The organism is Candidatus Vagococcus giribetii (assembly GCF_017316185.1).
GTDB classification, from domain to species: Bacteria; Bacillota; Bacilli; order Lactobacillales; family Vagococcaceae; genus Vagococcus; species Vagococcus giribetii.
This window is the reverse complement of record NZ_JAFLVX010000016.1, coordinates 1-20,105: the sequence shown is the minus strand read 5'-3', so window position 1 is coordinate 20,105 and position 20,105 is coordinate 1. Positions and strand designations below refer to the sequence as shown.

General features: G+C 34.8%; 20 protein-coding genes. 16 read left to right on the top strand and 4 right to left on the bottom strand.

Going from position 1 to position 20,105, the window contains the following annotated elements; translation table 11 throughout:
• Positions 1-18: 18 nt before the first annotated feature.
• The 5 genes from DOK76_RS06045 to DOK76_RS06025 all read left to right on the top strand — a co-directional run bounded on the left by DOK76_RS06045 (position 19) and on the right by DOK76_RS06025 (position 4,531).
• A complete protein-coding gene (locus DOK76_RS06045) occupies positions 19-1,224 on the top strand; it encodes an NAD(P)/FAD-dependent oxidoreductase (RefSeq protein WP_206965802.1) in 1,206 nt (401 codons plus the stop codon).
• Positions 1,225-1,376: 152 nt separating this feature from the next.
• Complete coding sequence (locus DOK76_RS06040; protein ID WP_206965800.1) at positions 1,377-1,694, top strand: PadR family transcriptional regulator; 318 nt, start codon at positions 1,377-1,379, stop codon at positions 1,692-1,694.
• Positions 1,691-2,380: a DUF2812 domain-containing protein gene (locus DOK76_RS06035; protein ID WP_206965798.1), complete on the top strand. Its 690-nt coding sequence runs from the start codon at positions 1,691-1,693 to the stop codon at positions 2,378-2,380. The genes DOK76_RS06040 and DOK76_RS06035 overlap by 4 nt, the downstream gene beginning before the upstream one ends.
• Positions 2,381-2,391: 11 nt before the next feature.
• The gene (locus DOK76_RS06030; RefSeq protein WP_206965795.1) at positions 2,392-3,294 is read left to right on the top strand and encodes an ABC transporter ATP-binding protein; all 903 of its coding nucleotides are present in this window, start codon (positions 2,392-2,394) and stop codon (positions 3,292-3,294) included.
• Positions 3,287-4,531 carry an ABC transporter permease gene (locus DOK76_RS06025; RefSeq protein WP_206965794.1) on the top strand — a complete coding sequence of 415 codons (1,245 nt, stop codon included), beginning with the start codon at positions 3,287-3,289 and terminating at the stop codon, positions 4,529-4,531. The genes DOK76_RS06030 and DOK76_RS06025 overlap by 8 nt, the downstream gene beginning before the upstream one ends.
• A gap of 317 nt (positions 4,532-4,848) precedes the next feature.
• Here the strand turns inward: DOK76_RS06025 and rpsD are convergent, their stop codons facing one another.
• Entirely contained in the window at positions 4,849-5,460 is a 612-nt protein-coding gene (rpsD, locus tag DOK76_RS06020; RefSeq protein ID WP_206965791.1) for a 30S ribosomal protein S4, read from the bottom strand.
• Between the two features lie 359 nt (positions 5,461-5,819).
• On the opposite strand from rpsD, the gene DOK76_RS06015 reads away from it, so the two are divergent.
• Both DOK76_RS06015 and DOK76_RS06010 read left to right on the top strand, forming a co-directional pair.
• Positions 5,820-6,611, top strand: coding sequence for a formate/nitrite transporter family protein (locus DOK76_RS06015; protein WP_206965789.1), 792 nt, complete (start codon positions 5,820-5,822; stop codon positions 6,609-6,611).
• A 95-nt stretch (positions 6,612-6,706) separates the two neighbouring features.
• Positions 6,707-7,483 (top strand): Cof-type HAD-IIB family hydrolase, encoded by a 777-nt coding sequence (locus DOK76_RS06010; RefSeq protein ID WP_206965786.1) that lies wholly within the window; start codon positions 6,707-6,709, stop codon positions 7,481-7,483.
• A 52-nt stretch (positions 7,484-7,535) separates the two neighbouring features.
• On the opposite strand, the gene def is transcribed toward DOK76_RS06010, so the two are convergent.
• On the bottom strand, positions 7,536-8,099 hold the full coding sequence (def, locus tag DOK76_RS06005; RefSeq protein WP_206965785.1) for a peptide deformylase: 564 nt from the start codon (positions 8,097-8,099) through the stop codon (positions 7,536-7,538).
• Positions 8,100-8,356: 257 nt separating this feature from the next.
• Here def and rpsO point away from each other — a divergent pair, with 257 nt between their 5' ends.
• From rpsO to DOK76_RS05990, 3 genes are all read left to right on the top strand, one after another.
• A complete protein-coding gene (gene rpsO / locus DOK76_RS06000; protein ID WP_206965783.1) occupies positions 8,357-8,626 on the top strand; it encodes a 30S ribosomal protein S15 in 270 nt (89 codons plus the stop codon).
• 170 nt (positions 8,627-8,796) lie between these two features.
• The gene (gene pnp, locus DOK76_RS05995; protein WP_206965781.1) at positions 8,797-10,929 is read left to right on the top strand and encodes a polyribonucleotide nucleotidyltransferase; all 2,133 of its coding nucleotides are present in this window, start codon (positions 8,797-8,799) and stop codon (positions 10,927-10,929) included.
• A 93-nt stretch (positions 10,930-11,022) separates the two neighbouring features.
• Positions 11,023-12,345, top strand: coding sequence for a metallophosphoesterase (locus DOK76_RS05990; protein WP_206965778.1), 1,323 nt, complete (start codon positions 11,023-11,025; stop codon positions 12,343-12,345).
• Positions 12,346-12,356: 11 nt separating this feature from the next.
• Here the strand turns inward: DOK76_RS05990 and DOK76_RS05985 are convergent, their stop codons facing one another.
• On the bottom strand, positions 12,357-12,938 hold the full coding sequence (locus DOK76_RS05985) for a hypothetical protein (protein WP_206965776.1): 582 nt from the start codon (positions 12,936-12,938) through the stop codon (positions 12,357-12,359).
• 188 nt (positions 12,939-13,126) lie between these two features.
• Between DOK76_RS05985 and DOK76_RS05980 the strand changes: the two genes are divergently transcribed.
• Together DOK76_RS05980 and DOK76_RS05975 are read left to right on the top strand one after the other, a co-directional pair.
• A complete protein-coding gene (locus tag DOK76_RS05980; protein ID WP_206965774.1) occupies positions 13,127-13,600 on the top strand; it encodes an RrF2 family transcriptional regulator in 474 nt (157 codons plus the stop codon).
• Between the two features lie 14 nt (positions 13,601-13,614).
• A complete protein-coding gene (locus DOK76_RS05975) occupies positions 13,615-16,338 on the top strand; it encodes a YhgE/Pip domain-containing protein (RefSeq protein ID WP_206965771.1) in 2,724 nt (907 codons plus the stop codon).
• A gap of 9 nt (positions 16,339-16,347) precedes the next feature.
• Here DOK76_RS05975 and dhaS read toward each other — a convergent pair whose 3' ends face one another.
• Positions 16,348-16,899 (bottom strand): dihydroxyacetone kinase transcriptional activator DhaS, encoded by a 552-nt coding sequence (dhaS, locus tag DOK76_RS05970; RefSeq protein WP_206965770.1) that lies wholly within the window; start codon positions 16,897-16,899, stop codon positions 16,348-16,350.
• 165 nt (positions 16,900-17,064) lie between these two features.
• Here dhaS and dhaK point away from each other — a divergent pair, with 165 nt between their 5' ends.
• The 4 genes from dhaK to dhaQ are packed head-to-tail and all read left to right on the top strand — an operon-like array spanning position 17,065 to position 20,057.
• A complete protein-coding gene (dhaK, locus tag DOK76_RS05965) occupies positions 17,065-18,051 on the top strand; it encodes a dihydroxyacetone kinase subunit DhaK (protein WP_206965768.1) in 987 nt (328 codons plus the stop codon).
• 16 nt (positions 18,052-18,067) lie between these two features.
• Positions 18,068-18,652, top strand: coding sequence for a dihydroxyacetone kinase subunit DhaL (dhaL, locus tag DOK76_RS05960; RefSeq protein WP_206965766.1), 585 nt, complete (start codon positions 18,068-18,070; stop codon positions 18,650-18,652).
• Positions 18,649-19,017 (top strand): dihydroxyacetone kinase phosphoryl donor subunit DhaM, encoded by a 369-nt coding sequence (gene dhaM, locus DOK76_RS05955; RefSeq protein ID WP_206965764.1) that lies wholly within the window; start codon positions 18,649-18,651, stop codon positions 19,015-19,017. Before dhaL ends, dhaM begins: the two co-directional genes overlap by 4 nt.
• 50 nt (positions 19,018-19,067) lie before the next feature.
• Positions 19,068-20,057, top strand: a complete 990-nt coding sequence (gene dhaQ, locus DOK76_RS05950; protein ID WP_206965762.1) for a DhaKLM operon coactivator DhaQ — start codon at positions 19,068-19,070, stop codon at positions 20,055-20,057.
• The last annotated feature ends 48 nt before the right edge of the window (positions 20,058-20,105 follow it).

The window sequence follows — 20,105 nt, the reverse complement described above, 5'->3', positions numbered from 1 at the left end:
CATGGAGGGAATAGGAAAATGAACAAGCCGAAAATCGTCATTCTTGGTGCTGGTTATGCTGGATTAAAAACAGCTAAACAATTACAAAAGAAAAATGTAAATGCCGAGATTATTTTAATCAACAAAAATGAGTATCATTATGAGTCAACACAATTACACGAAGTAGCAGCAGGAACAGAACCTGCAAGCAAAATTAGCTACAACGTTGCTGATGTTATCGACAGCAAAAAAGTTACTTTCATTCAAGACACTGTTACATTAGTGAAAAAAGAAGAGAAAAAAGTAGTTTTAGCTAAAAAAGGTGAAATTAGTTACGATTATTTAGTGATTGCTTTAGGGTTTGAATCAGAGACATTTGGTATCCCTGGAGTTAACGATTTTTCAAAACCTTTAGTTGATATTAAAACAGCAGAAAGTTGCCGTGAATACTTAGATAGCAACTTAGCTAAATACGCAACATCTAAAAATGAAGCGGATTTATCAATTGCTGTTTGTGGTGCTGGTTTTACAAGTATCGAGTATTTAGGTGAAATTACTAACCGTTTACCTAAATTAGCAGAAAAATTAAACTTCCCAATGGATAAAGTTAAAATTACTTGTGTGGAAGCAATGCCAACTCTTTTACCAATGTTCTCTGAAAAATTAGGAGCATACGGAATTGATGTCTTGAAAAAACGTGGTGTGAACTTCATCGTTGGAACACCAATTAAAGAAATTAAAGAAAACACTGTTGTTTACGAACAAGATGGTGAATTAAAAGAATTAACAGCTAACACTATTATCTGGACAACAGGAGTTCGTGGTAGTGCTGTCGTTGGTGAATCAGGCTTTGACGAACGTCGTGGACGTGTTGTTGTAGAATCTGACTTATCAGTTGCAGGTTTCCCAGAAGTCTTCATGATTGGAGATGTTAGTGCTGTTATGGACGGAGAATCAGGACGTCCATTCCCAACAACTGCTCAAATTGCTTTACAACAAGGTGCTTATTTAGGAAATGCGTTAGCAGCTAAATTAAACAACCAATCAGTAGAAGCGTTTGCTTACAAACCATTAGGAACAGTTGCTTCAATTGGTAATAACGTTGGTTTAGGTAACGTTATGGGTAAAGAAGTTAAAGGTTATATCGGTTCAATTATGAAGAAAAACATTATCAACAAATCACTAGTAACAACTGGTGGAACAAAAACATTACTGAAAAAAGGTCGTTTTGACTATTATCATTAAAATGAAATAAACTAAGAAGGAAGTTTCTGTAGGAAACTTCCTTCTTTTTTGTTATTGACAGACTCTTTTTTTTAAGATAGTATATCACTTAACGATATATCAACGAGTGATATATCGTTAAGTGATATTGTTAGTGGATAGGGGATGACGCAGTGGATGAGCCGTTAACAGATTCAAGTTATTTGATCCTTTTGGCTTTACTTAAGCCAAAACACGGTTATGCTATTATGAAGGATATTTCTGATATAACAAATGAAAGGGTTTCTATTGGTCCAGCTAGCATGTATACAATACTCAAAAAATTGCTTAAAAGTGATTTGATTGCTTTGGAGCAAGATGATGATCGTAAAAAAGTGTATTTAATTACGGACTTAGGGATTAACAAGTTAGAAGAAGAAGTCGAAAGACGAAAGTTATTTTACCTTGCTGGGGAAAGGTTATTAGAAGAAAAGCGAGGAAGTCATTCATGATTATTCGGGAGAAAAAGTATATCTATTCTAAGGGTTTGGCTTTTTATGCAGAATTAGAAGGGCAACGTTTAGAAGAGGAATTAGCGAAGGGGTGGCTCATTGAATCAATCAATTGGTTTGGTTGGTATAAATTAAGACCAGTTGAAAAAGAAAAGGCTCAGATTGTCATCGATTTTTATTCTGGTGATAAGAAAGAAGTCGATGAGTATTTAGACTTGTACGAAGCAGCAGGGTGGAATCAAGTGATGAGCTATCGCAATAGGTATTTTGTCTTTAAGTCAGATATCGGGACGCCTGCTGTGTATTCAGATGAAGAGAGCTTTTCCAGTCGTTTGAATCAAGAACGACGTTGGTTAATGTGGAATTCATTGTATTTTGTGTTAGCTAGTTTAATCGGTTTTTTTGTCTTAAATCAACAAACAGTCAAAGAGTTCTTGATGCAAGTAAAAGGCATTTATTATTCATTAGCAGTTCTATGTGCTGTTAGTTTAATGGCTCCTTTAATTGTATTTAGTTTGTTAACTTATTATAAATGCGTTTACTTAAAACGAACTAGCTATTTTAAAGAGCCAAAGAAATTTGCGAAAAAGCAACACTTCATACTTGATTTAGTGATTGCTATGATAATTGGCGGTATACTCGGAGGCCTAATTGGTTTTATAACGGGTTATTTTAATATTTTTTAAGGAGGATTTGTATGTTAGAGGTTGAAGGGTTAACAAAAACATTTGGTGATATGACAGCAGTTGATAAAGTATCGTTTCGTATCCCAGATGGTAAAATTTTAGGGTTAATTGGGCAAAACGGAGCAGGAAAATCAACGACTTTTCGTTTGATTTTAAACTTTTTGGATCAAGATTCAGGAACGATTCATTGGAACGAACGTCGTATTACAGAAGAAGATTACAATATTATTGGTTATCTACCTGAAGAGCGTGGACTTTATCCAAAAGTAACCATTGAGGATCAATTGATTTACTTTGGTCGTTTACGTGGCAAAACCAAAAAAGAGATTGTGCCATTAATCGATAAGTGGATGGACAAGTTTCAAGTGAAAGGTAAGAAGACAGATAAAGTGAAGTCTTTATCTAAAGGGAATCAACAAAAAGTACAATTAATTTCGACGCTAATTCATGAGCCTAAGTTAGTTATCTTAGATGAGCCGTTCAGTGGACTTGACCCAGTGAATGCTGAGTTATTAAAGCAAGGGATTATTGAATTGAAGGATCAAGGTTCTTGTGTTATTTTTTCAAGTCATAATATGGAAAATGTGGAGCAAATATGTGATCATCTAGTCATGTTGAAAAACGGTAAGATGGTGCTTAACGGTCGCGTGGATGACATTCGTGAGCAATTTGGTCGAACACAACTACAACTAGAAACAGCTCTTTCAAAAGAAGAGCTAGAAGAGGTTCCAGGTGTTTTAGAAGTTGTAGAGAAAAGAGAACATACATACAACATTCGTTTGGAAGACCCAAGTGTTGGTAAAGTATTATTTGATAAAGCAATGAGCCTAACTGACTACTTACCAGTATTCAATCAACAACCACCAACATTAGAAGAAATATTTAAAATGAAGGTAGGGGAAAAAGATGAATAAATTTTGGGTAGTTGCATTAGAAACCTATAAAAAACAAGTGAAGTCTGTCAGCTTTGTGATGATGATATTAGCACCTCTTTTATTTTTAGGGATTTCTGCAGGTAGTGGTTATGTGGGTTCTCAGTTTAACAAACTAAATGAAATCGCTGTAGTTAGTGATATGCCAGAAGTATCAGCAGCCTTTACAGAACAAAATAAAAAAGAATTTGATATTGTGAAGGATATCAAAACAGAAGCGGAAGCTGAAAAAGCTTTAGAAGATGAAAAAATTGAAGGTTATCTAACGATTAAAGTGTCAGACGGTACCTTAACAGGAGATTATGTTGGAACAAAAACGTTAGGAATGGAAAATAGCCAAAAAATTCTACAAAATCTAAGTCAAATCCAACTAGGTCTAACAAGTGCTAGTTTATCCTTATCTCAAGAAGAGGTAGGGAAATTAATGTCACCAGCTAAATTTAGTGAAAAACAAGTTGAAGTTAAAGATGGTAAAATCACAGAAACAAAAGATAATAAACCAGTCATGATGGTTGTTGGTATGGTAGTTATTTTTATGATGTACTTTATTGTCTTACTTTACTCGTCAATTACTGCTCAAGAAGTGGCGTCAGAAAAAGGAACTCGTATTATGGAAGTTATTCTTTCTAGTACAACGGCTTCAAAACACTTCTACGGTAAAATCACTGGTATCTCTCTTGTGATTCTAACCCAAGTTGGTGTGTATTTAGTAACAGGTTTACTAGGATACTTCTTTGTTAAAGACATGGATTTTGTTAAATCATTCTTTGAGGAAATACCAGCAAGTGAGTTATTAAAAGGATTACTAGGTTACAATTTGTTGTACTTATTGTTTGGTGTGTTAATCTACACTATCCTAGCAGCCTTCCTAGGCTCACTAGTTAGTAAAGCAGAGGACTCAGCAAAAGCTGCAGCACCGATCACTTACTTAACGATGATTGGTTTTATCGGTGGTGTTGTTGTTGGAATGAATAATCCAGAAAGTATTATTATTAAGGTGATGTCATTTGTTCCATTCTTGTCATCCTTTGGTATGCCAATTCGTATTGCTAATAACAGTGTGAGCAATATGGAAGTCCTTATTTCGTTAGGTATTTTAATCATTAGTATTGTTGTACTGCTTAGACTATCAGCAAAAGCGTACAAATCAACAGTCTTGATTTACAGTGATAAGAGTATGATGAATGTCTTTAAAGATGCGATGAAATTTTCAAAATAAATAAAAAGGCGATAGCTAGGAATATTAATTCTTAGCTATCGTCTTTTTTACGTGGAAGGTAGGAGTCGAACCTACACCATACATATAGGAAAAACTAATCAGCTATACGAGTATAACACCAAGTTCATCCACTAATTAAGTATATATATACTATAGAATAGAGTGTTTAAGAAAAGGTAAAGTAAAAATGAAGAAATAGCTAATTATTGAGTTGATTCTATGAGGAGTATGAAAAATTTGTGGTTTGCTTCTATAGAATAGATGAAAGCAAAGAAAAAAACCAAAACTTGAAATAAGTTTTGGTTTTTTGAATAATCTTAAAGTAATTTGTTGTAGAATTCTACTACGTATGACTCATCGATATCTTGTGATAACTCTTCACGTTCAGGTAAACGAGTTAAGCTACCTGATAAAGCGTCAGCATCAAAGCTTACGAATGCTGGGCGGCCTAATGTAGACTCAACAGCTTCTTTGATGAAAGCAACTTCTTTAGATTTTTCACGAACAGAGATAACTTGTCCTGGTTCAACGCGGTATGATGGAATATCAACGCGTTTTCCGTCAACTAAGATATGACCGTGGTTTACAAATTGACGAGCTTGACGACGAGTAGTAGCTAAACCTAGACGGTAAACTACGTTATCTAAACGTTGCTCTAGTAAGATCATGAAGTTAACACCGTGTTTACCTTCTTTGATTTGACCAGCAGCCATGAATAGGTTACGGAATTGACGTTCTGTTAATCCGTAAGTATGACGTAATTTTTGTTTTTCAGCTAATTGTAAGCCGTACTCAGATTTGTTTCTTCTTTGGTTAGGTCCGTGTTGACCTGGTGCGTAAGGACGACGAGCTAATTCTTTACCAGTTCCTGATAATGAAACGCCTAAACGTCTTGATAATTTCCAACTTGGTCCAGTATAACGTGACATGAATAATTCCTCCAATAAATTTCTTTTGTTTTGGAGTAAAATAATTTCTTAAAAATATTAACATTCGCTTAGTTTATTTTTCAATCTTCACCCTTGCAGCCGTGGCTACTCAATTGAACCTATCAATAGGCAAACAAACTAATGACGAGCTGTTTATTTTTTAGCTGCATTATTTTACACAAATTATATTATACAATGAAGAGACTTGATTGGTCAATCAAAAAAACAAGATAATAAAAATTTATTATTTTTGACGGTTTTTTTCCTTTTTTGAGATATAATTCAGGAGTTATTTGTGATAAATTATACTAAGAAAAAAATTTAAAACGAGTTACTGTGAGAAAGGGATTTGAAAAGAGATGGAACAGCATTCAGAATTAATGACAAAGATTGACGGAGCAATTGCCAAAAAGAATGAATTAATTGATAAACAGTTTTCAAAATATGCCATGAGGTCGGTACTAGCTACACTTTACTTAAGTTTAGGTTCAGCGATCGCTTTAGGTTTAGGATTGAAATTTGATGGAAGTGTAGGAAAAGCTTTATATGCTTTTGCCTTTGGTTTAGGTTTAGCCCTTATTATTTTTTTAAATGCAGAATTAGGTACATCAAATATGATGTATATGTCCGTTGCGACTTATCGTAAAAAATTACCATTCTCAAAAGCCATGAAAATATTAATGGTTTGTGTGTTGTTTAACTTGATTGGAGCACTTGTGGTTGCCTTTTTACTATCTTTGACAGGGGCGTTTAAGGGATTACCTGCGGACAATTTTTTAGTCCACATTGTAGAAGGAAAATTTGACAAAGGCATGATTCAAACAGTTGTTGAAGGTATTTTTGCCAATGTGATTGTTAACTTAGCTGTATTAATGTCTATGAAAGCAAAAGATGATACAGCGCGTTTTATTTCAATTTTATGTGTGATTTTTATTTTTACTTTCTTAGGATTCGAGCACGTTATCGCCAACTTCATTTACTTCCCACTAGCATTTTTCACATCAGGTGGAGCTGTTGCAGGAATGACAGTTGGAGCGGTGTCACTAAACTTAATCTTAACCTTCATTGGAAACTTTATTGGTGGAGGAATTGTTATTGGTCTGACTTATGCATGGCTTAACAACGATGAAAGCTTAAAATACATTGATTAATAATAAATAGAATCAAGCAGACAAGAAGAGGATGCCTTTTGCCTCTTCTTGTTTTTTGTTATACTCAGATTAGTAAAATTGAGGGGGAAGTATGAATGACAAGAAAACTAGTTGTTTTTGATATTGATGGTACCTTAGTAACGGATACGCATGAGGTATTGCCTGATACAATAGAAGCGATTAAACAGTTGCAAGAAGCAGGTCACATGGTGATGTGTGCTACAGGAAGAAGTTTACCTCTTGCTAAAGAAGTGTTAGATGAAGCAGGGATTGAGCATGCTGTTTTAAGTAATGGCGCAGTTGCTTTTGTTGATGGGAAGCAAGTTTACGGAAATGAATTAGATCCTAAAGCTTTAGAAAAATTAGTTAGAATCAGTGATGAAGAGACGATTGATTTAGTCTTTAATGGCTTACTAGAGACCAAATTAAGAAATGAAGATTTTCAACCTGAGACAAAGCTAGCTATGGAAAGCTTTGGTGAGTCACTGCCTGCTATTGAGCGTGACTTCTATCAAAAGGAACCTGTTTATCAAGTTGTGGCTTTGTTAGGTGAAGAAAAAATGTCTGTATACGAAGGTCAATTTCCAGAGTTTCGTTTTGTGAGATGGCATGAATATGGAATTGATGTGTTACCAAAAAATGGTTCAAAAGCAGAGACCTTAAAGATAATTGCTGAAACATATGGTTTTAAACAAGAGGATATTATTGCTTTTGGAGACGGAAATAACGACGTAGAAATGATTCAATATGCTGGTGCGGGTGTGGTAATGGCAAACGCTCAACCATCACTAAAAGAGTTAGGTGATTTTGTAACCTTATCTAACAATGATGGTGGTATCTGTCACGGATTACGCGAGTACGGTTTACTATAAAAAAGAAAAAATGCTAAAGAACAATTTCATGATTGTCCTTTAGCATTTTTAGTTAGCCTAATAATACAACATCATCAGGTGCGTAGTTTGGACGTTCTTGATCAATATGATCGTAGAACATCACGCCATTAATATGATCAATCTCATGTTGAACCACAATGGCAGGGTAATTTCTCAAGCGGATTTTTTTAGTTTCCCCTTCAGCTGTTTGGTAAGAAATAGAAATTTTAGCATTTCTTATCACAAGTCCAGGCACATGACGATCAACTGATAAACAGCCTTCACCTTCTTCAATAGCAGCGCGTTGAACAGAGTGACTTAATACCTTAGGGTTGTACATCACAGTACTTAAAAATGGTTCTTCACTGTCTTCATCCATACTAGGAATTTCGATGGCGATAATTCTTTTAGAAATAGCTAACTGGGGAGCAGCTAAACCAACGCCTCCTCTTAAACCGTATTTTTCAGATAAAACAGGGTCTTGGCTATTTTTTAAGAACTCGGTCATTTTTTCTCCTAGTTCAATATCTTCTTGCGATAAAGGAAATGCGACTTCTTTTGCCACTTCACGAAGCACAGGATGTCCTTCACGAACGATGTCTTCCATTGTTATCATCAATAGTTACTTCCTTTCTAATGTCTATTCAATTTATTCTATCACATTTATCTGTAAACATTGTAATATTTGTTCCCTCAAAAATAAAGGAATATATTTGATAAAAGTATTATTTACAACTGAAAAACCTTGCTTTTAATGTAGAAATCATGTAAAGTACCATTGTGTGATAAATACACACACGTACCTATTTCTAGGTTATTCGAATCACCAACGAATTACTCAGTTGTAGGGAAAAATTAGAAGAGGTGAAGAAAATGGCAATTACAAAAGAACGCAAGAACGAAATCATCAATGAGTACGCTCGTCATGAAGGAGATACTGGTTCTCCAGAAGTACAAATCGCAGTTTTAACAGCTGAGATCAATGCACTTAACGAACATGCACAAGTACACAAAAAAGATCATCATTCATACCGTGGATTAATGAAAAAAGTTGGACACCGTCGTAACCTTTTAGCATACCTACGTAAAAATGATGTTGCACGTTACCGTGAGTTAATTAAGAGCTTAGGTTTACGTCGTTAATTTTTGAACAATTAAGAGAAGTGAGGTCTAGTTTTGGATCTCGCTTTTCTTTTAAAAAAATAAAACACTAGTGAAAGGGACACTACTATGCAAATGTGAGGATTTCATAGGAATCTTGACGTTTGTCTAGTAGAACTTATCATATGTGTGACATAAGGAGATAATAAAAAATGTTGAATTCTGAAAAAAAAGTTTTCGAAACAACGTGGGGCGGACGTCCTTTATCAGTGGAAATTGGTCAATTAGCTAAACAAGCAAATGGTGCAGTTTTAGTAAGATACGGCGACACAGTTGTCTTATCAGCAGCAGTAGCATCAAAACAAGCAAAAGATGTGGATTTCTTCCCATTAACAGTTAACTACGATGAAAAAATGTACGCAGTAGGTAAAGTACCAGGTGGATTCATTAAACGTGAAGCTCGTCCAAGTGAAAATGCGACATTAACAGCTCGTTTAATCGACCGTCCTATTCGTCCAATGTTTGCTGAAGGCTTTAGAAATGAAGTTCAAATCACTAACGTTGTTATGAGTGTGGAACAAGACTGTCAACCAGAAATGGCTGCTATGCTAGGTTCTTCTCTTGCTTTATGTGTATCAGATATTCCTTTTAACGGACCAATCGCAGGTGTTGATGTAGGTCGTGTCAATGGTGAGTACATCATTAACCCAACAGTCGAACAACAAGAATTATCAGATATTCATTTAACAGTAGCTGGTACAAAAGATGCCATTAACATGGTAGAAAGTGGTGCTAAAGAAGTATCTGAAGAAGATATGTTAGGTGCGCTTTTATTCGGTCATGCTGAAATCAAACGTTTAGTTGCTTTCCAAGAAGAGATTGCCAATGAAATTGGCAAAGAAAAAATGGCAATTACTTTATTACAAGTAGATGCTGATTTAGAAAAAGAAATTAATGATGCTTACAAAGGTCGTATGGTTGAAGCGATTCAAACAGAAGAAAAATTAGCTCGTGAAGATAACATTGATGCGTTAAAAGCTGAAATTATTGAGCTTTACGAAGAAAAATTCGCAGAAGATGCTGAATTAGCTAAATGGATGAAAGAAATCCGTCAAATTTTAGAAGACATGGAAAAAAATGAAGTACGTCGTTTGATTACCATTGATAAAGTACGTCCAGATGGTCGTAAAATTGATGAAATCAGACCTCTTGCATCAGAAGTGGGTATCTTACCACGCGTTCATGGTTCTGGTCTTTTCACACGTGGACAAACTCAAGCTTTAACAACTTGTACCTTAGCTCCTTTAGGAGAACATCAAATTATTGATGGTTTAGGAGTTGAAGAAAGCAAGAGATTTATCCATCATTACAACTTCCCTCAATTCTCAGTAGGCTCAACTGGACCAAGTCGTGGACCAGGTCGTCGTGAGATTGGGCATGGGGCATTAGGAGAAAGAGCTTTAGCTCAAGTTATTCCTGACGAAGCAGATTTCCCGTACATGATTCGTTTAGTATCAGAAGTGCTAGAATCAAATGGTTCATCTTCTCAAGCAAGTATTTGTGGTGGAACATTAGCTTTAATGCATGCTGGTGTGCCAATTAAAGCACCTGTTGCTGGTATTGCTATGGGTCTTGTTATGGATGATAATAACTACACTATCCTAACTGATATCCAAGGAATGGAAGACCATTTAGGTGATATGGACTTTAAAGTAGCAGGTACTGAAGCAGGTATTACAGCTCTACAAATGGATATTAAAATTGAAGGAATCACGGAACAAATCCTAACCGAAGCATTAGCTCAAGCTAAAAAAGCTCGTATGGAAATCTTAGCTAACTTAACAGCAACAATTGCTGAGCCAAACAAAGAGTTAAGCAAATACGCTCCTAAGATTGAAATGATTCAAATCAATCCAGATAAAATCAAAACAGTGATCGGTAAAGGTGGCGAAACCATCAATAAAATTATCGAAGAAACTGAAGTTAAAATTGATATTGATCAAGAAGGTAATGTAAGTATTGCTCATTCAGATCAAGAGAAAATCAATCGAGCTATTGAAATCATTAAAGAATTAGTTAGAGAAGTAAAACTAAATGAAGTTTACTTAGCTAAAGTAGTTCGTATTGAAAAATTTGGTGCCTTTGTTAACTTATTTGGTAACAAAGATGCCTTGGTTCACATTTCTCAATTAGCTCATGAAAGAGTTGCTAAAGTAGAAGACGTACTTAAAATGGGTGACGAGATTTTAGTTAAAGTAACTGAAATTGACAAACAAGGTCGTGTGAATGCGTCTCGTAAAGCAATGATTGAAAAACCAAAAGAAGAAAAAACAGAAGAAAAATAAGTAAAAGGTAGAGCAATTAAGCTCTACCTTTTTTTATGCCTTACTTGTGTCTAGTTATTAGGTATACTAGTAAGTGATAAGGAGTTGAGACACGTGAAAAAGAGATGGTATGTGAGTTTATTAATCGGAAGTTTACTCATTGTATTAAGTCTTGGTGGTTTCTTATTTAAGGAAAAAGAAACTAAAATGACTAAAGAGGCAACTTATTGGGTGTTATCAGATAATCATTATATTGATAAAAGTTTGTATGATGAGGGATCAGAATTTCAACGAATTCAAACCACTGCTGCGGGAAAAGAGCTCCTCTATCAAAAGGAAAGCTTAAAAGCTTTAGTAGATGCAGCAATCCAAAAGCAGCCTAAAGGGATTATTATGACTGGAGATATTACCTTAAATGGAGAGAGAAAAAGTGCTGAAGAGTTAGCTAAACTTCTCAAACCATTAGAGGAGAACGGTATTGAATGTTGGGTTATTCCTGGCAATCATGATATTAATGATGGTTGGGCAAGGTCTTTTCAAGGAGATAAGGCCTATAAGACAGAGCAGATTAGTCCAAAAGACTTTGAACGGCTGTTTGATATGAGTTATCAAAATGCTAAGGATAGAGATCCCCATTCACTTAGTTATCTGATTGACGCGTCAGATAACACGCAATTTTTATTACTAGATACGGCTATTTACGGAAAAGCCAATGGAACAACGAATCCTCAAACGAAGGGACGTCTAAAAGAAGAAACCCTAGCTTGGATGACAACACACTTAGACAAAGCCAAAAAAGAGGGGAAAGAGACTCTTGTTTTTATGCACCATAATTTACTTCAACACAATCCCCTCATATATGAAGGCTTTGTTTTAGAAAATAGTCAGGAGTTGGAGACATTATTAACTAATTATTCTGTCCCTTTGGTGTTTTCTGGACACACTCATGCTCAAGGTATTAAAAAATCTGAGCCAAGTGGGTTAGTAGAAGTGGTATCTTCTTCTTTTAGTATCACAGAACAATCGTATGGTGAAATAAGGATTTCTCCAGAGAACATTTCTTACAAAAAGAAATCTCTTAATGTAGATGAGTGGGCTAAGAACAATGGATTGATTGATGATAATCTTCTGAACTATCAAGCTTATACTAAAAAACTTTTTGTTGAAGATGGTCAAAAAATGGCTTACGGACAACTCATTGAAAGCGGTATTTATGATGAGTCAATCTTAGATCCTATTGCTTATTTTGTAGGAGAGATGAATTGGCGCTACTTTACAGGTAATACACCTAAAAGTTTAGCAGAAGAGGAAAGTTTGAAAAAGGAAGAGGGTTATCAATTACTTAAAGAGTATTCGCCAGGTTTATTAGATTATGCGGATTCGATTATCCGGTTTGATTCGGATAAATTAACCATTGATATCCCTCTAAATGACTAGTTAGGGAATATTTATTTAAATTTTCTCTTTCTTTTTCTAGTTTTTTCAGGAATATGTAGATAGAAGTAAATAGCTGAAGCTGAGAAGTAACTGCTAATTAGTAAGACACCAATCACATAAGAAATATGGAAATCTCGAATAATTAACATGAAGGTACCTCCAATAAATAAACTTGTTATTAAGGTATCTATTATGAACAATAAGGTAAAAGACATTTGTGGAAACCGATTAAGAAGGCTTCTAATGACAGTTCCGTTTAAAGGGTCTTTATCTCTTTTTTGTTCCGTTTGTTTAAAAATAAAGGTAAAGATAGCTGCACAAAGAGCAGCTAAACCGCCTGTAATGTGAAGATTGGTCCAATAAATTAGCCAAGGTTTCATGTGAAAGAGGATAAAGAAGCAGATAAAGGTGACGAAAAAGTTTAGAATGACTCGATTGGCATGAAATAAACCAAAATAACCGATAATAATAAGGGGAATTAGACTAGTAAAAGCTTGCGGAAAAGTGAAATCCGGAATGAAGAAGGCTCGACTTAGGATAAAAAAACTAAACATAGACAACACAAAAATGAAATCAACTTGTTCTTTTTTCATGATAATTCTCCTTCCTTTTTCATTTATTATACCTTAAAAAACAATTGTTTTCTATGAAGTGTTAGTTGTGAGATAATAAGAATCAATAAATAGTAATTTTTTTTCACAAATCAAGGTAAATATATTGCATTGTGGACAACAGAAGTCTATAATAGCTATTTGAAGTAGAGAATAGGGGTGAAAATTTTATGAAACTAACCAATGCAACAGAACAAGCTTTAGCAATCTTAGCTATTTTAGCTACACAGCAAGAAGATATCCCTGTATCGAGTCAAACGATTTATAAAAAATTATCTGTGTCTCAATCTTATATCAAAAAACTATTACGAAAATTAGTAGTAAGTAAAGTGATTGAGGGGGTTTCAGGAAATAATGGTGGTTTCTTCATTGAACGGAATTTAAAAGATATTTCGCTATTGGAAATTGTTGAGTCTATTGAAGGTCCATTTTATTCATTTCCGCATATTGGCGTTTTAGAACGTGCCTTCTCTGATTTTAATGAGATTGCTGAAGATGGAAACAAAGTAATTTCTCAGGTTTTTAACAGAGCTGATTATGCTTGGAATGAAGAGATTAGAAGAGTTTCTATTCAGGATATGTTAGAAGAAGTATTTAGTGGTTATGGGGAAATACCAAAACGAGATTGGAATCAATGGATGTAAAGTGAGGGATAAAGATGAAACGTTTTAAAAATGTTTTAGAACTGTATCATTTAGATTGGAAACGAATTTATAAAAATAAATTAACGCTGTTGTTAATGCTAGCCTTGATGTTTATTCCATCATTGTATGCGTGGTTTAACATTGCAGCTTTATGGGATCCATACTCAAATACAAGTGACATTAAAATAGCCGTTTATTCAGATGATAAGACAGCAACTGTCATGGATAAAGAGGTCAATATTGGTAAGGATATTGTTGAAAATTTAAAAGATAATCACAATATGGGTTGGCAATTTGTTGACTCAAAAGAGGAATTAGATAAAGGTGTAAAAAGTGGGAAATACTATGCTGGTATATATATGCCTAAGAATTTCTCTGAAAATTTATTGAGTTTTGTTAAAGGAGACATTAAGAATCCTGAAATAGAATACAGTGTGAATCAAAAAATAAATGCTATTGCACCGAAAATTTCTGATAAAGGTGCAAGCACTATTAAAGATACCATTTCAGATGAGTTTATAGCGACTGTCAGTAAAACTTTAATGGAGACTTTAAATGAAGTTGGCTTTAATTTAGATAGCAATTTACCATCTATTAAAAAGATAACAAGTAAAATTTTAGCAGCTAATGACCATCTAGATGAAATTGATGGTTACACAAAAGAAGTACTAGAATTAAATAAAAAAATGCCTGAATTTAAAGAGAAATTAAAATCAGCTAATGAGTTTGTTGGTTTAATTCCTGAAGTGAATCAAATGACAACCAAAGTATTAGATTTAAATAAAAAAATGCCTAAGATCGAAAAATATGGTGGCATGGTTTATCAAGCACAAGCTAAAATTCCAGAAATTCAAGATGCAGGACGTCAAATTAATCAAATCGATAATGATTTTGGTGACGTAGTGAAAATGATGGATGATGTCATTAATGAAGCTAATGACGGTCTAGGAATTATTCAAGATGCACAAAAAGTCTTGCCAGAAGTGAATGAATTAGCCAAACAAGCAAATCAAATGATACCAGAAGTGAAGAATGACTTAGCAAAAGTTCAAGAATCATTACCTAATATTGCTAAAGGCGTTGATTTTGGTTTAGCTATTATTCAAGCAATAGCTAAAGAAACAACTAGTATTACGGCTGATTTGATTAAACTTATCGATTCAAATGAATTGTCTCCTGAAGAATTAGATGTGATTCATACGCAGTTAAGTAATCTATCAGAACGTCTGCAAGCTCAAAGTGACATGATTCAAACAACTATTGACTTGTTACAAGACTTGCAAGGCGTTACAGGCTCTCATGCCTTAGATGGTGTTATTAATCAATTACACGGAGCCAAACAAGCTGTGGACAGCTTGAAGCAACGTGTGGATAATGTGTTAGGCAATTGGGGAAGTATTCAAGGGTCTAAAGAGCAATTAAAAGATGTCCTATACACAATCAATCAAGAAGCAAACAATGTATCTAGTTTAATTAATGGTGTAGATGTTCATGCGATTGAAGCAGAAGTGAATCAACTAATTGCTGAAGCACAAGATGCATTATCAAAAGCAGGTAATATTACAAATACTATTATCAGTGACGACATGATTAACCGTGTGGATCGTTTGTTAACTAATACTACAAAAACAATTACTCAGGCTATTTCTTTATTACAATCGTATCAAAAAGAAATGCCTGCTATACATAATGATATTCATGCAGCTAATGAGTTATTGAACGGCAATATGAATTTAATTATTAATGGAATTAATGGAGGGGCGGCTTTCTTTAGAAACGACTTCCCAGTACTTAAAACAAAATTAAATCAAGCGTCGTTATTTATTCAAAATGATTTGCCTGGTGTAGAAGCTGATATAGAACGCACTATGAAAATGGTGAACAACAAAGCTCCTGAGTTTGAAAAAGCCATGGGTGCAGCAGTAACCATGATTAACGAAGACTGGCCAAATATTAAGCAAGGTATTGTTAAAGCCAGTGATTTGATTAAAAAAGGTGAAAAAGATGTTGATTTAGAAGAGTTAGTCAAATACTTGAAAAATGATGCGACTAAAGAAAGTGATTTCTTATCAAATCCAGTGAAATTAAAAACCCAAGACGTTTATCCTGTTCCTAACTATGGATCAGCTAGTACACCGTTCTATACAGCTTTATGTTTATGGGTAGGAGCTGTATTGTTCTCAAGTATTGCTTCAACTAAATTCCATTTAAATGAAAGACAACAAAAGAAATATTCAAAACGTCAACAATTTTTAGCTAGAATGATGACTTACATAACAGTTGGTTTCTTCCAAGCTTTAATTGTAACATTAGGAAATCAATGGTTATTAGGAACATATACTAAAAATCCAGTATGGAATGTTCTCTTTGCCTTACTTATTGATTTAGCCTTTATGGTAATGGTGTATGTGTTAGTAGCTCTCTTTGATAATTTAGGTAAAGGGATTGCGATTATTATTTTGGTTCTATCCATCTCAGCAGGTGGTGGGAACTTCCCAATCGAAATGTCAGGACCATTCTTTAGAGCGATTAATCCTTATATTCCATTTACCCATGCGGTTAATCTTTTGCGAGAGTCTGTAGGTGGTATTTACTGGCCAACAGCGATTAAAGCAATCACTATATTAATGGGAGTAACAGTAGCCTTCTTTATAGCTGGTTATATTCTTTATCCTAAAGCAGAAAAAATCTTCAAAAAAGTAAGCGATGAATTAACCAAAGGGCATATCTTGCATTAAAAAAATAGTTTAGTCGATTGAATCGGCTAAACTATTTTTTATTATCCAATTTAAGTTAGTTAGTAAATGGATTTCTAAGTCATCTCTTTTTAGCTCACAGTTTGTAAATAGCCATTCCTTGATAATGGCTAATAAAGCGTAAGAATACATTGTCGTAACCGACTCAGGTAATCCTTTTTCTGAGTAGGCAGAAAATGTACTTTTAAGTAGGCGATTAAAGCTATGGATAAAAATAGCGTTGACTTGAGGCTCTGGGATAGCTTGCAAGGTTTTTTGGTAAAACAATTTATTGGTCTCTAAGTACTGAAGCGTGCGAGCAATAATTTTTTCTGTGGATTCATAATTGATAAAATCATCAATCACCTCAGACAACTCTTGCTGGTAAATCCATCTTAGTAACTCTTCTTTGTCACTAAAGTAATCATAAAAGGTTTGCCTACGATAATCTGCTTGATGCATGATTTCTTTGATAGAAATCTTTGAAAAGTCTTTTGATTTTAATAAATCTTTTAGAGAATAAGCAATAATTTTTTTAGTGATTAATGAGCTACTAGAAACCATCTGTCTTCTCCTTTATAGGGCTTTTATTAAGAATAACAAGATAGAAACAAAATAACAAACAAAAATGAAAACGGACACATATCAAGAAGTGTCCATTCCAAAGAAAACCTTTTCATTCTATACTAGAAAAGTAGTAAAACTAGACATGAGAGGAAGATTATCACAATGAAAAAAATTATTAACCAACCTGAAGAGATACTAAATCAAATGCTTGAAGGCTTAACTTATGCCTATGATGGTTTGATTGAACGAGTTGAGGGAACTGATGTCATTGTTAGAAAAGATCGTCAAGAAGGCAAAGTTGGCTTAGTAAGTGGTGGTGGTAGCGGACATGAACCATCTCATGCTGGATTTGTCGGAAAAGGAATGCTTAGTGCAGCAGTTTGCGGGGAAGTCTTTACTTCACCAACACCTGACCAAGTATTTGAAGGTATCAAGGCAGCTGATACAGGCGCTGGTGTGTTACTGATTATTAAAAACTATTCAGGGGACGTTATGAACTTTGAGATGGCTAAAGAAATGGCAGAGATGGAAGATATCACTGTTGAAACCATTATTGTAGATGATGATATTGCTGTTGAAGATAGTACTTATACAGCAGGTCGCCGAGGTGTTGCAGGGACTGTTTTAGTCCATAAAATTTTAGGTGCTTATGCTGACCAAGGTAAGACTCTACAAGAAGTAAAAGAAATGGCAGACAAACTAGTACCAAATATTAAAACAATTGGTGTGGCTTTAACAGGAGCAACCGTTCCTGCAGTAGGTAAACCAGGTTTTGTATTAGAAGATGACGAAATTGAATTTGGTGTGGGTATTCATGGTGAGCCAGGTTACCGTAAAGAAAAACTTCAACCATCAAAAGAATTAGCTTTAGAGCTTGTTGAGAAACTAAAAGCTGAGTTCAAGTGGGCTAAAGGAGAGTCATACGGCATTTTAGTCAATGGATTAGGAAGTACACCATTAATGGAAGAATTAGTCTTCATGAATGATGTGAAAGAGTTAGTTGAAAAAGAAGGTCTAGTGATTGAGTTTAAAAAAGTAGGCGACTTAATGACTTCTTTAGACATGGTAGGATTATCTCTCACAATGATTAAACTAGAAGAAGAATGGAAAGCACAATTAGAATACCCAGTAACAACAGTAGCTTGGTAATTTTAGGAGGATTAAGATGGACGTTAACAAAGTAAAAGTGTGGTTGCAGTTATTTACAGATAAAGTGGTTGAGAATAAAGATTATTTAAGTGAATTAGATACACCAATAGGAGACGGAGACCACGGAGCTAATATGGCTCGTGGGACAACGGAAATGATGAAAGCTATTGAGGATAAACAACCAGAAACAGTTAGAGATACGTTTAAATTGGCTGCTATGACGTTGATTAGTAAAGTAGGTGGAGCTTCTGGTCCTTTATATGGTTCAGCTTTTATGGGAATGACTAAAGCTAGTGCGGATTCTGAAGATATGACAACTATTTTAGCAGCTGGTTTAGCTGATATTCAAAAACGAGGTAAAGCTGAAGTAGGCGAGAAAACTATGGTAGATGTTTGGGCACCTGTGATTGATGCTCTTGAGAAAAAAGAACTAACGCCAGAGTTGATTGAAAGTTATGTCGACGCCACAAAAGATATTAAAGCAACGAAAGGACGAGCTTCTTATTTAGGTGAGCGTTCCATTGGACACCTTGATCCAGGCGCTGTTTCAAGTTCCTATTTATTTGAAGCTATGTTAGAATCGGGAGTGATTGATAAATGACATTAGGAATTGTAATGGTTTCTCATGTACCAGAAGTCGTTATTGGTATTGAACGCTTATTAAGAGAGGTCGCTAAGGACGTTTCTATTACAACGGCTGGTGGGACAGAAGAATTAGAAATCGGTACGAGCTTTGAGAAAATATTAGAGGCCTTTGAAACAAATGAAGGCGATCATATTTTAGCCTTTTATGACTTAGGAAGTGCTAAAATGAATTTAGAGTTAGCGATGGAAATGACAGATAAGCAAGTGACGTTGTATGATACAGCTTTACTGGAAAGTAGTTATACTGCAGCAGCATTGATTCAAGCAGGAGCAACGATAGAAGCCATTGAAGATCAGTTAGCTCCATTAGTTGTTAAATAGTAAGCAACTAATAGAAATTTATTAAGAGATGGAAATGAAGGTATGAAGACATGACTCAGATATTAAATAAACCCGAAGACACTGTTTCTCAAATTTTAAATGGTGTGTCTTTTATTCATCAGGAAAAACTAGAGCGTGTGCCACAAACAGGGATTATTAAATACAGACACGTGACGAATCAATCAGTTGCTATCATAAGTGGTGGCGGTAGTGGGCATGAACCAGCTCACTTTGGTTATGTCGGTCGTGGCATGCTTCAAGCAAGTATTAGCGGACCCGTTTTTGTACCACCTAGTGTTGAAGATATTCTTCAAGGTATCGAAGAAATAAATGCACCAAAAGGAACCTTGTTGATTATTAAGAATTTTGAAGCTGATGTGAGAAACTTCCTTGAAGCGAAAAAACAAGCAAGGCAAAAGGGCTATTTAGTAGAACATGTAATTGTTAACGATGACTGCTCAATTGAGAAAGGTAGTTACCGTAAACGAAGACGTGGAGTGGCAGGTACTGTGTTTGTTCACAAAATTTTAGGGGCAGCAGCAGCTAATGGCATGAATTTAAATGACTTAAAAGAACTAGGTGAAGACGTGGTTGCTTCTATGAATACTTTAGGAGTCGCTGTTAGTAGTGGTCGCAAAATAGGCAGTGATGAACGTGTCTTTAAACTTGAAAAAGATGAAATCTCTTTTGGTATTGGAATTCACGGAGAACCTGGTTACCGAAAAGAACCGTTCTTTTCATCAGAGTATCTAGCGAATGAGTTGTTAAATAAATTACTAGTTCGTTACTCAGAAATATCGAGTAAACAGTTTGCCATTTTGATTAATGGTCTAGGTAGCACAACTTTAATGGAACAATTTGTGTTTTCAAATGATATTAAGCGATTGTTAGAGCTAGAACAAGTTAATTGCGTCTTTCAAAAAAGCGGAAATTTTATGACATCTACTGATATGTCAGGTATTTCTTTGACACTGTTAGAAATCAAGGATCTTTCTTGGTTAGACTACTTAAAACAAGAAACAGATGCATTTGCGTGGTAAAAAAGGTTGGAAGAATCTTCTTCCAACCTTTCAGACTGTAGACAAAGT

Coding starts and splice junctions, on each gene's coding strand:
- DOK76_RS06010 (WP_206965786.1), top strand. CDS start 6,707: ATGACAAGAAAACTAGTTGTTTTTGATATTGATGGTACCTTAGTAACG.
- rpsO (WP_206965783.1), top strand. CDS start 8,357: ATGGCAATTACAAAAGAACGCAAGAACGAAATCATCAATGAGTACGCT.
- def (WP_206965785.1), bottom strand. CDS start 8,099: ATGATAACAATGGAAGACATCGTTCGTGAAGGACATCCTGTGCTTCGT.
- DOK76_RS05980 (WP_206965774.1), top strand. CDS start 13,127: ATGAAACTAACCAATGCAACAGAACAAGCTTTAGCAATCTTAGCTATT.
- DOK76_RS06035 (WP_206965798.1), top strand. CDS start 1,691: ATGATTATTCGGGAGAAAAAGTATATCTATTCTAAGGGTTTGGCTTTT.
- DOK76_RS06025 (WP_206965794.1), top strand. CDS start 3,287: ATGAATAAATTTTGGGTAGTTGCATTAGAAACCTATAAAAAACAAGTG.
- dhaK (WP_206965768.1), top strand. CDS start 17,065: ATGAAAAAAATTATTAACCAACCTGAAGAGATACTAAATCAAATGCTT.
- dhaM (WP_206965764.1), top strand. CDS start 18,649: ATGACATTAGGAATTGTAATGGTTTCTCATGTACCAGAAGTCGTTATT.
- DOK76_RS06045 (WP_206965802.1), top strand. CDS start 19: ATGAACAAGCCGAAAATCGTCATTCTTGGTGCTGGTTATGCTGGATTA.
- DOK76_RS06030 (WP_206965795.1), top strand. CDS start 2,392: ATGTTAGAGGTTGAAGGGTTAACAAAAACATTTGGTGATATGACAGCA.
- rpsD (WP_206965791.1), bottom strand. CDS start 5,460: ATGTCACGTTATACTGGACCAAGTTGGAAATTATCAAGACGTTTAGGC.
- pnp (WP_206965781.1), top strand. CDS start 8,797: ATGTTGAATTCTGAAAAAAAAGTTTTCGAAACAACGTGGGGCGGACGT.
- DOK76_RS05975 (WP_206965771.1), top strand. CDS start 13,615: ATGAAACGTTTTAAAAATGTTTTAGAACTGTATCATTTAGATTGGAAA.
- DOK76_RS05985 (WP_206965776.1), bottom strand. CDS start 12,938: ATGAAAAAAGAACAAGTTGATTTCATTTTTGTGTTGTCTATGTTTAGT.
- DOK76_RS06015 (WP_206965789.1), top strand. CDS start 5,820: ATGGAACAGCATTCAGAATTAATGACAAAGATTGACGGAGCAATTGCC.
- dhaS (WP_206965770.1), bottom strand. CDS start 16,899: ATGGTTTCTAGTAGCTCATTAATCACTAAAAAAATTATTGCTTATTCT.
- dhaL (WP_206965766.1), top strand. CDS start 18,068: ATGGACGTTAACAAAGTAAAAGTGTGGTTGCAGTTATTTACAGATAAA.
- dhaQ (WP_206965762.1), top strand. CDS start 19,068: ATGACTCAGATATTAAATAAACCCGAAGACACTGTTTCTCAAATTTTA.